Source organism: Micromonospora sp. LOL_025 (assembly GCF_048060285.1).
Classification (GTDB): domain Bacteria; phylum Actinomycetota; class Actinomycetes; order Mycobacteriales; family Micromonosporaceae; genus Micromonospora.
This window is the reverse complement of the sequence record NZ_JBHMIR010000005.1, coordinates 316450-327168: the sequence shown is the minus strand read 5'-3', so window position 1 is coordinate 327168 and position 10719 is coordinate 316450. Positions and strand designations below refer to the sequence as shown.

The following is a 10719-nucleotide window of genomic DNA, read 5'->3' as shown; positions in this document are numbered from 1 at the left end:
AGGGCGGGCACTACATCAGCGTCGTCGGCTACCGCGACAACGGCAACACCGTCACCATCGCCGACTCCGCCAACCCGAACCAGGCCTCCTACCGGATGAGCGTCGACAACCTCGCCGACTGGATCGCCACCCGCGGCTACACCGCCTGACCGACGACAACACCCGCACCACGACAAGAGCCGGACCCCGCACAGGGGCCCGGCCCTTTCGTCATGCCCAGGGTTCTCTCCCGCCCCTGCCGCCCGCCCCGCTCAGGACCGGCGGTTGCGCTCCTGACTGAGCCGCTCGTCGAGCCGGCCGAGTTCGTAGATCGCGTTCAGTTCCGTCGGCAGGTGGGTCACGTTGTCGACCACGGGTCCGTCGTCCGGATCGGAGTCGAGGGCGGGTACGGGGGTCGGTGGGCCGGCCGGCCCGGCAGGGCCGGTAGCCGCGGCGGCGGATCGGCGCCGTCGGTGCAGGACGAACAGCACCGGCACCGCCAGGGCACCCAGCACCAGGCCGTAGACCAGCCACCGGTCCGTGCCCCCGTCGCCGTCGCGTGGTGCGGCCGCGACCGTCGGGGGAGTCTCGGAGGCGACGCCCCGCCCGGACGGCGCGTCGGCCTCCCGTTCGGCCGGTCGCCCGGCGGTCCGGTCGCCGGCGGGTGCGGGCGCGGACGCACCCCCCGGGCTGGGCGCGGGCGCGGACCGGCCCGGTGCCGCCGGGACGGCCGGCGCGGTCGACGGGCCGGCCGGGGACGGCGCGGGAGCCGCCGAGCTGGACGGCGCGGGTGTCGGGGAGGCGCCCGGGGTGGCCCTGCCGCCTCCCTTGAGCAGGTCGTCGACGACCCGCCCGACGCCGCCGAGCAGGTCACCGACCGGCCCACCGGAGGCCGACGGCGTCGGCGCGGGAGCGAGCGCCAGGGTCAGGGCGAGCGCGGCCACGACACGCATGGTTCACCTCGAGAGGGGGTCGATGTGTCAGGCACCGTACCGCACTCCGGGTGGTCGCCGCGTGACGCCCCGGTCGTACGACCGGCGACGACGCTACGGGGGACGCCGCACGCGGCGTCCCCCGTAGCGGGGTGGGTCAGGCCGGCAGGCCGCCGACCTGGGTGTTGATCCAGGACCGGATGGACGGCAGGTCCACGTAGATGGACGGGCCGGTGGCGCAGGTGGAGTTGTTGTTGCCGGCCCGGCTGGTGGCACCGATCAGGGCCCACGCCCCGTTGATCCGGCGCACCTGGGGGCCGCCCGAGTCGCCGTAGCAGGCGCCCGCGTTGCCGTTGGTGTTGTTGGTGCAGATCTCGTACGGGCCGTTGATGCCGAGGCACCGGCTGTCCGCGACGATCGAGGTGTCGAGCTCGTGCGCGACGGTCGGGGCGCTGCCGCAGCCCCGGGGGGCGCAGGTCTGGCCCCAGCCGATGATCCGGGTGGCGGTGCCGACCGCGCCGGAGGTGGTCGGGATCGGCGCCGGGGCGTAGCTGACCGAGCTGGCGAGCTGGAGCAGCTTCACGTCGACGCTCGGGTGGTTGACCGCCCGGACGACGGGGACGACGGTGCCGCCGCTGTTGCGGTAGATGCTGCCGACGCGCACCGAGGAGGGGGTCCCGCAGTGCTTGGCGGTGACCGCCCAGTTGGCCTTGATCAGCGTGCCGGTGCAGCCGGAGACGTACACCATCCACGGGTAGTTCTCGGTCGCCGGCCGGCCGTTGACCACCTGCGGCGAGATGTCGTCGGTGTCGTTCCACGTGAAGGTTCCGGTGGGCACCTCCGACGCGGCGAGACCACCGGCGAAGAGCTGGTTCACCCGCGACGCCTCGGCGGCGCTCGGGTACGCGTTGGTGCAGGAGACCGGCGCGCTGCTGCCCGACATCAGGTCGGAACAGAGCCCGGTACGCCGGTCGGGCAGGCCGAGGATGTGGCCGAGCTCGTGGGTGGCGATGCGGGTGCGGTTGTACCCCTGGTTGACGGCGGTCCAGCCCATCCAGACCCGGCCGGCGCCGAGGCTGGTCACCTGCGCGCGCGGCCAGCCGCTGTCGACGTAGATGGTGACGTTGCCCGGCGTACGGGCGACCAGCTGGACGTTGCTGACCCGGCTGTTCCAGATGGCCGCGGCCTGGTCGAAGTTGGTGCGGAACTCGCCGGCCCGGCTCGCGTCGTAGTAGACGGTCCGGGCGGCGGACGCGCCCGTGTCGGCGGACGCGCTCGCGCCGGTGGCAACCTGCATTCCGGTTGCGGCCAGCACCGCCGCCAGCGCGGCGGTCGCCGCGTGCAGCAGTTGTCGTCGGAACATACACGCACTCCTCGGGTTGTCCGGCGGCGTGCCACCGCCGGTCATCGATGTACGTGAATGCTAAGGCGAAGGCCGCCGATATGCGGCATAGCGGAACCGTCATACCGGCGCAGACGGATGTTGCCCGTGATCCCCGCCGGCTGGCTCAGTGAATCGCCCGCAGGACCCGCCCCACGTCCCCGGCGGCCGGGGCGAGCAGCGCCAGACCTCGAGTTCGGCACGGATGACGGGAAGCAGGATGCGGCTGCCGACAGCGCCGTCGAGGTGCCGCAGCTCCACCACGCCGGGCTTTGAGGGCTCGGTTCAGGCCGACGCCGATGCGCCGACCGGCACGCAGACAGCGGATGACGGGCGGGTTGCCGAGGAGCCATTCGTGGGTGCGGCGGACCGGGCTGTGTGGGGTGCCGACCGGCACGCCGAGGACGTGTTCGTACCGTTCGACAACGTCGGGGGTGGCAGGGCGGCGGCCGGTTTCGACGAGGCCGAGGCAGGGCTTGGTGAAGTGGGTGAGCGCGGCCATCCCGGCAAGACTGTGCCCGGCGGCCTCACCGGCGGCCCACAGCTTCGCGCCGAGGTCAGCGGTGTCGGGTGTAGACGGGGGAAGACCCTGCGGTGGCTCCATGGTGATCTCTTTCCGCTGATCCTGGTGGCGGGCCCAGCGGGGACGTGCATCGAGTTGAACAAGGACACCGCCGCCGCCTGGCAAGCCACCGAGAAACTCGCCACTCTCCAACAAGCACACACCGACCTCGCCGACGACCTCGCCGCTTACGAAGCCGACCTCGGACGAGCCGCCGGCACCACCAGCACCGGGCCTGCGAGCCGGCCAGCACCAAGACGAGGCCGCGCCCCAAAGGCGTAGCCCAGCAGCCCGCCAAGCCGACGGAGCCACTGGGCTAAGAACTGCTTCACCAGATCGAGACGGCCCGGCTGACGCCGGGCCGCGCGCACGCGCCCACACAACCGACCACCCGAACCCGCCGGACGTAACGAGCCTTCAAGCGCAGCAAGGAAGCCGATCGGCGCATCGACGAGGGGGCCGACGGGATGGAGTGCGACGTCCGGCTGACCCAGGACGGCCACCTGGTCTGCGGTCGCCTCGCGGGCGATCAGCCCGACCTGGAACGGGCCGTGACGGTCGCTTCATCAAGCAAGCACCGCCGTGGCGTCCGGGGATCGACGCCACGCCGTGACGCGACGCGCCGAGGAGCAGCCGCAACCCGGGGTCCAGGTCGGGCATATCCATGATAGTCAATTTCCATATATTCCAAGCATCCGACATCAGCCATCACAGCAACCGGGAAACACGGCCGCACCCACCAGCCACACAGAAGAATGGCACCAATACTTATGGTGGTACAACCACTCCGCCGCCCACCATCAATCCAGCGTTGCGACAATGCCGCCTCGGCCGAGGTTAGTCACCTATGAAGACGAGGTATCGGTGAGGCTTTGCGTCCACCAGTTCAGTCAGAGCCAGCAATTCTTGGGCAGCATCGGCCGCGCCCTCTGGAGCAGAGTCAGCGAGCATCCGCAGTTCGGAGACAACAAGGCTCATTTGCATACCATTAAATCGGGTATCGTCGTAAGGATCGACGTTTCCCAGCATGGGCAGCTTCAATGACTGAGCAAAATCCACTAGCCGATTAAGGTCCGGATGAATGCAACAAGCAAGGTTCATGTCCGGCAGGGTCCACACCCTGACACTCAGGGGCATCCGATCCACTCCTCTCAGTATGACCAGGTTGGAGACGCCAGACGTAGTCCGATCCCTCCAACCTGGTCACAGCAGCGATCTGTCTTCGGGCTGAGCGCCAGACTATCGCGGAACGCCCGGATGCATGGTGATCACGCCACCGTACTTATCCGTGATTACTGTATAGGTGGATGTCGGCAAGCCGGTTTCGACGTCAGTTCCGATGGACCGCCCGGCGTCGCAGACTCTGGCGCAGCGACCGTTGGCTTGCGGCGTGGCGTGGAAATTGCTGGAGTCATCCGCGAGTTTGTACAGATCCTCGTCCTTGTTGAACAGACCCTTGGTTTCATCCGTTCCTGCGCCGCCGGCCGTGTGGTTCTTTCGTACGTATACCTCACCAGCGTTGTCCAGGAAAGCCTCACCGCAGTTGTGCACCAGGACCGGAGTGCCACCGGCGACTACATAGTACGTGTGGATGTCGGCGACGGTGAGATCGCGCATCAGTGCCTCGCCCGCACGTCCGCCGACAGCCTCGACCGTGACGCGTGCCGATCCCGATCCGGAGCTGCGCAGCCTGTCCCCCGGCGCGAGCTGGCCAGCGTCCGTCCACTCACCCCTCGTGCTGTTCCAGAACGGGTGGTGCGCGGTGGTCCTCACCGTGCTGGTGCGGTTGCCGGTTCGGACGCTGACGTCGACCAGGTCACGGTCAAGGTTGCGGTGCGTCGCCGTGACCTGGCGTCGGTCGGTCCGCCCGGTGCGAGGCTCGGTGGCGAGCACGGTGTCCCCGGGCTTGATGTCGCGGATGGCCGTCCGTCGCCCGTCGCCCATCACGACCTTGGTGTCGGGGTGGAAGCTGTGCCTCACCTTGCACGAGGAACCCGACCTGGTACCGCCGCCGCTGCCGCCCTTCCGTGCGGAGGAGCCCGCCGGCTTCTCCCGGGTGGGGCTGGCCTTCTCGCGCTTGGGTGCGGATTTGGACTTGGTCGCCTTCGGTGACTGCTCGGCGCGGCGCGGGACGGCCTCGGACGCCTTGCGGGACTTCGACGCCTTCTGCGCGCGCCGGTGCGAGTCGAGGATGCGGTCGGCCCGTTTGACGTTCTTGCGCCATGCCTGCACGCCGTCCCAGGCCCGTTTGACCGCGCTGGCGAGCTTCTTGGCCTTGAGGATCTTGCCCCACGGGATGAGGTCGAGTGCGAGGGAGAGGCAGGACGACACCTTGCCCTTGCCGAAGCAGCGCTTGATGTCGTTGATGCCGAGGAACTCGCTGAGGATCTTGCCGCCGGCGTTGATGGCGACCCGGACCACGCTCTGCTTCTTGACCTTCTTGGCCCAGGCGAGGTCCTTCGCGGAGGGGCCCTTGCCTCCACCGGAGCGGCAACCGGAGCTGCTGCACGGCTTGAGGCCGTCGGGGTCGCTGAAGGTGGCGGGGGCGTTGTTGCCGTAGGCGTACCCGTTCATCTGCTGCGGGTCGCCGGGGTCGATGATGGGATCGACGGAGACGAACCTTCCGGTGCCCGGGTCGTACTCGCGGGCGCCCAGGTGGACGAGGCCGGTGGACCTGTCGACGGTGCCGCCGACGAAGCCCTTCTCGCCGCTCCAGGCGGTGTCGGGGCCGCGTTGCTCGCCGAAGGGCAGGAAGCGCCGCTGCCGCACGGTGAGGGTGTCGGCCGAGACGGCGGTCTGGTGGGTGCCGTGGTGGTCGCCGCCGAGCCAGACGAGACCGTCCTGGCTGGTCCGTACGGCCACGGTCTCGCCGTCGTGGCCGTAGTAGCGGGTGGCGGTGATCGCACCGCCGTCCCTGTCGGCGTGCACCTCCATTGTCCCGAGGTAGAGCGTGCTGCCGGTCGGGTCGTGGCGCAGCAGGCGGTTGCCGTCGGCGTCGTAGACGTAGGAGGTGGTCCCGCCGCCGCCGGTGACCGCGCCGAGCCGGCCTTCCGGATCCCAGGTCAGGCGCTGGGTGTTGCCGTCGACGAGGCGCTCCACCAGGTTGCCGGTGGCGTCGTAGCGGTAGCTGTCCCGGCGGGTGACCGTGGCGGTGGTGGTCTCGACCCAGCTCACGGCGTGCGGCTGCGGGTCGCCCGCGGCCGGGTAGCGGTACGACGCCCGGGTGGGCTCGCCGGCGCCGTGGCGGGTCTCGGTGAGCCGGTTGCCGCTGCGGTCGTAGGTGTAGGAGTGGTGGTACGGGGCGGGGCCGGCGCCGTGGTAGGCGGGCTGCCCACAGGGGTCGGGGGTGGTCCAGGCGTCGGTCATCCGGCGCAGGTGGTCGTAGCGGAAGCACTGGATGTCGGCCGGGCCGCCCCGTGGCGTGTCGGCGATGCGCAGCAGGTTGCCGGCGTCGTCGTAGGTGTGCTGCACGTCGGCGACCCGGGGCGAGCTGGCCAACTCCCGGTCGGTGATCCTGCGTTCGAGCCGGCGGGTGCCCTCCTGCCGGTAGTAGGTGTGCCACATGCGCTTCCCGGTCGCGCCGAGGGTGAGGCGTTGCGGCTCGGCGTAGCCGTTGTAGGTGGTCTCGGCCACGTAGGTGGCCAGCGTCGAGAAGGTGCGGGTGGGCAGGCCGAGCGGGTCGTAGGCGTGCTGGACGGTCTCGGCGGGCAGGCCGCCGACGGCCGGGGTACCGGTGGTGGCGAGGCTGCCGTCGGCGTGGTAGGTGGCGGTGAACTCGTACCGGCCGGCGAGCCGTCCCGCCGCGGCCGCCGGGACGTCCACGGCGGTGCCGGTGGGCCGGTACGCCTCGTCGAGGCCGGTGACGGAGGTGGTGTACGCGTCGGCGCCGACGTAGCGGGTGGCGGTGCCGAGGTGTCCCTTGGCGAGGGTGTCGTAGCCGTACTCGAGGAGTTTGGGCCCGTCGGTGCCGCCGTGGTGCACCCGCACGACGCGGCCGAGCGGGTCGTACACCGGGGTCAGCTTCTGGTTGCGCGCGTCGGTGACGCTGGCCAGGTCGCCGCCCTGGTCGTAGGTGAAGGTGCTGGTGCCCCGGTCGGGGTCCTCGGTGCGGACGAGTTGGCCGCGCAGGTCGTAGTGGTAGCGCCAGGTGTTGCCGTCGGCGTCGGTGACGCGCTCGAGGGCCCCGTTGCGGTGGTAGTGGTAAAGGGTGGCGTCGTAGTCGGAGTCGGGGCTCGCGCCGTGGTGCTGGCGCAACTCGACGACACGCCCGTCGGCGTCGGTCAGCTCCGTGGTCGCGACGGCGCCGGAGGGTGGGGCGACGCTCTCGCGGTCACCGCCGTAGGCGGTGGTGGTGCGCCAGCGTTCCACCCCGAGCACGAGGAATATCTCGGCGACGGGCCGCTCGGCGCCGTCGTACACCGTCCGGGTCTGGGCCGGCACCGTGTTGTCGGCGGCGACGCGCAGCGTCGTGTCGGGCGGCGCGGTGTGGTGGTAGGTGTCGTTCTCCCGGACCGGCAGACCACGGCTGTCGTAGCTGGTGTCGGTGACCAGCCGGCCGCCGCCGGGCGCGGGTGCCTGCGTCTGCCGCAGGCGCAGGTGCCCGTCGTAGAGGTCGTGGCTGTCGATGTGGCCGCCGTCGGGGGCCAGCGAGCGGGTGGTGACGACGACCGGGCCGTCGGTGCGCACGAGGTAGCGGTACTCGGTGGTGGGGGTGTGCCCGGCGGCGCGGGAGCGCCCGGGCAGCCAGGCCGCCGTCAGCCGGCCGAGCGGGTCGTACGCCAGGTCGGTGCGCCGGCCGTTGGCGTCGATCTCGGCGGTGGCCACGCCCCAGGCCGGTTCCAGCTCGGTGGTGGTGGTGTGGCCCAGCGTGTTGGCGGTGGTCGTGGCGGTCACCGGCCCGCCGCCGTCGGCCTGGTAGGTGGTGACGGTCCGGCGCCCGGCGGCGTCGTGGGCCTCGGTCACGCGTCCCTGGGCGTCGTAGCGACGCCGGGTGGTCACCGCGTACGTGGGCGTGCCGCCGGAGTGGCCGGAGACCTCCTCCACCCGGGTGACGTCGCCGCGGGTCGGCACGGCGCCGTGCTCGTCGGCGTCGTCGTGGTAGCTGCGCACGTCGCTGACCAGGTCGTCCGGGTAGCGCGGGGCCTGCGCGCAGGGCACCGCCACGGTCTCCACGCGCGAGGTCAGCTCGACGAGCCAGGAGTGCGGGTTGCGGGCGTAGCTGAACCGGGTGCACTCGTCGTCGTCAGGGGTGCTCAGGTCGCCGCGGTCGTCGATCCGGCTGACCTGCCCGTACCCGTCGAACTCGGTGCCGACCTCCGTGCGGCGCCAGCCGCCGGCCGCCAGCGCGGTGCGCACCTGCGTGCGGCCGACCTCGACGTCGAAGGCCTCGACGGTGACGCCGCCGCGGTTGCGGGTGGCCGTGGGTCCGCGCCGCCAGGGATGGTGGACGGTGGCGGTGACGACGGGGCCGCCGTCGCCGTCGTATTCGATCTCCTCGCGGAGGAAGCCGGCCAGGGCGGAATGGTCCTCCACGCTGCCGCCGTCGGTGTCGGCGACCCAGACGTCGCGGCGGCCCCCGGAGGCGAGCCGGTCGTCGTCCATCCCGCGCAGGTAGCGGTGCTCGGTGACGGAGCGCACGACCCCGGGAGCGGGTTCGCCGTGCAGCGTGCGCACCCGCCCGTAGCCGCGCCACTGCCCCCAGGTGCGCAGGTGCTGCGGGGTCAGGTCGTTGTCGTCGTAGTGCCAGGCCGCGCCGTCGAGGTACTCGTAGGTGGTGACCTCGTTGGGAGAGCCGCCCGTGCGGTCGGTCTCGACGACCTGCGTGACGACGTGCTTGTGGAACCAGTCGAGGACCGGCGCCGTGGCCCCGTCCGGCATCCAGTGGGCGGGGAAGCACCGCATGGTGTTGCGGTCCGGGGCGGTCGGCATGGCCCCCGCCCGGCGGCACTGCGGCGGCGAGTAGCTGACACCGAGGACGCCGCCGCTCTCGTTGTGCACGGCGGCGATGCGGGGGCGGTTGAGCGGGGGCACGCCCTCCAGCGCGTCGACCCGGTTCGGCAGGTGGACCGCGTCGAAGTTGACTTCGGGTACGGCCTGGTTCCCGCCAACGTGCCCGGTGTGCCGGACCGCGTTCAGCCACATGCTGGGCGCGGTGCCGTCGCCGGGATCCGGGAAGGTGTGCGCCAGGGTCCACGAGTCGACCGGGCGGTAGCCGTCGCCGGAGCGCACCTCGGTGGTCACCTTCGCCAGTCGCTGGCGGGTCCAGAACGTGGGGCTGAGCCGGCCCGTGCAGGCGGTGCCGGCCGCGCAGGCCCGGTCGAGCGGCACGTCGGGCAGCTGGGCCGGCTGCCCGTCGCAGGGTCCGGTCGGCCGGCACCGGTCGGCGACGTCGAAGACCACCCTGGCGGGGGCCGGAGCGGAGGTGTCCTGGCGGGTGCCGTAGTCGATGCGCGCCAGCCAGCCACCACGGGTGTACGCGGTGCCCGCGGACGCGGTGAGGTTGCGGCCGTAGTGGTTGGTCTCGGTGCCGTAGTGGTAGGTCATCGTGTTGCCGTGGGTGTCGATGACCGTGTCGAGGTTCCACCGCCATGTCTGCTGGCACCAGGAGGCGGCGAACGTCGCGGCGTGACAGGGCTCGCCCGGGTGGTTGCCGAACACCGGTGCGGTCCACGCGGAGTCGGGCCGGCGGCCGAACACGTAGCGGGTGCCGTCGGTGGTGGTCAGCTGCCAGTACTCGCCGTCGTTGTCGCCGTTGCCGGCGCCAACGAGGCGCTCGACGCGGCTGCCGTCGTCGCGGCGCGGCCGCCACTGCCCGGTGGCGTCGTCACGGACGAGTTCGCCGCCGCCGGCGCCGAGGGAGTAGCTGGCGTTGTCCGCCTGCCAGCACAGGTCTCCGGTCTTCGGGCTGCCGGCACCGGCCGTGTCGTCGGCGCAGCCGGTGTAGCGGCGTTCGATGAACCCGGAGCCCAGGTCGAAGCCCTCCCCCGCCCAGGATGCCTGGTTGTTGGTGGCGGCGGTGCGTCCGTCCACGGAGCCCGAGGAATAGGCCAGCTCCAGTTCGGGGGCGGGCCCACCGAGCGACGGTGGCACCCGCATCGGGTAGGACCAGGAGAAGTCACCGGAGGGTCCGCCGGCGTCCCAGGTCGCCGAGGCGGCCAGGGGCGTGGCGCCGTGGTCGCCGGCGGGTCCCGACTCGTCCGCCGTCAGCGCGTACACGCTGCCGCCGGCCGCCGCGGTCACCACGGCGCTGGCGCGGTGCGTACGCGTGTCGTTCGTGCCGGCCGCCGGCTGTCGCCGTGAGCAGCGGACGGGGTCGGGCTCGGCCAAGACGCAGTCGGGCAGCGCGACCAGCCGCAGCCGCGATGCCCAGTCGCCGCCGTATGCCTGCCGGAAGCCCCGGTAGTCGACGCCGACGCGCACCCGACCGGCGGCGCGGGTGCCGGTGGGACGCACCGCCAGCAGCAGTCCGTCGACGCCGGCCCGCACCGTCGACGACCGGTCCGCCACCGCCACCTCGACAGCGGTGGCGCTGCCGGGCCCGACGGCGCGCGCCACGGACACCGGGCTGTCGCCGGCGGGTACCGCGTGCGGCCGGCCGGCGGCGGGTCCGGTCGCGGCGGCGGGCAGGACGAGGGTGCCGGTGTGTGCGCGCGGCCACCGGGGCGATCCGGCGGGAGGCGACGCGGAGCCGGCTTCGGGGTCGGCGCCGCGCGGCGCGACCGGCACGGCCGTGGCGGGCACCGACCGCTGCTGCGGCAGCGGCGGCAGGGTGATCCCGGCGGCGGCCGCGGCGGCCGGCGGTACGACGGGAACGCCCGCCAGCAGCACGACAGCGGTCACACGGCTATCGGGCCTCGGGCCCGCTC

At 72.1% G+C, this 10719-nt stretch carries 5 protein-coding genes and 3 pseudogenes; 3 read left to right on the top strand and 5 right to left on the bottom strand.

The features are described from left to right. Positions 1-149, top strand: a pseudogene (locus ACFHW0_RS10155) (phytochelatin synthase); the annotation flags it as partial. 102 nt (positions 150-251) lie between these two features. Here the strand turns inward: ACFHW0_RS10155 and ACFHW0_RS10150 are convergent. The 3 genes and pseudogenes from ACFHW0_RS10150 to ACFHW0_RS10140 all read right to left on the bottom strand — a co-directional run. Beyond that, positions 252-932, bottom strand: a complete 681-nt coding sequence (locus ACFHW0_RS10150; protein WP_416607016.1) for a hypothetical protein — start codon at positions 930-932, stop codon at positions 252-254. A gap of 136 nt (positions 933-1068) precedes the next feature. Further along, positions 1069-2208, bottom strand: a complete 1140-nt coding sequence (locus ACFHW0_RS10145; protein WP_416607029.1) for a snapalysin family zinc-dependent metalloprotease — start codon at positions 2206-2208, stop codon at positions 1069-1071. 273 nt (positions 2209-2481) lie between these two features. Continuing rightward, positions 2482-2794, bottom strand: a pseudogene (locus ACFHW0_RS10140) (transcriptional regulator); the annotation flags it as partial. On the opposite strand from ACFHW0_RS10140, the gene ACFHW0_RS10135 reads away from it, so the two are divergent. After that, a complete protein-coding gene (locus ACFHW0_RS10135) occupies positions 2699-3136 on the top strand; it encodes a hypothetical protein (RefSeq protein ID WP_416607015.1) in 438 nt (145 codons plus the stop codon). The pseudogene ACFHW0_RS10140 and the gene ACFHW0_RS10135 sit on opposite strands and share 96 nt — an antisense overlap. A gap of 158 nt (positions 3137-3294) precedes the next feature. Then, positions 3295-3366, top strand: a pseudogene (locus tag ACFHW0_RS10130) (glycerophosphodiester phosphodiesterase family protein); the annotation flags it as partial. A gap of 325 nt (positions 3367-3691) precedes the next feature. Here the strand turns inward: ACFHW0_RS10130 and ACFHW0_RS10125 are convergent. After that, a complete protein-coding gene (locus ACFHW0_RS10125) occupies positions 3692-3991 on the bottom strand; it encodes a hypothetical protein (RefSeq protein ID WP_416607014.1) in 300 nt (99 codons plus the stop codon). A gap of 102 nt (positions 3992-4093) precedes the next feature. Next, a complete protein-coding gene (locus ACFHW0_RS10120; RefSeq protein WP_416607013.1) occupies positions 4094-10693 on the bottom strand; it encodes a polymorphic toxin-type HINT domain-containing protein in 6600 nt (2199 codons plus the stop codon). Positions 10694-10719 lie beyond the last annotated feature (26 nt).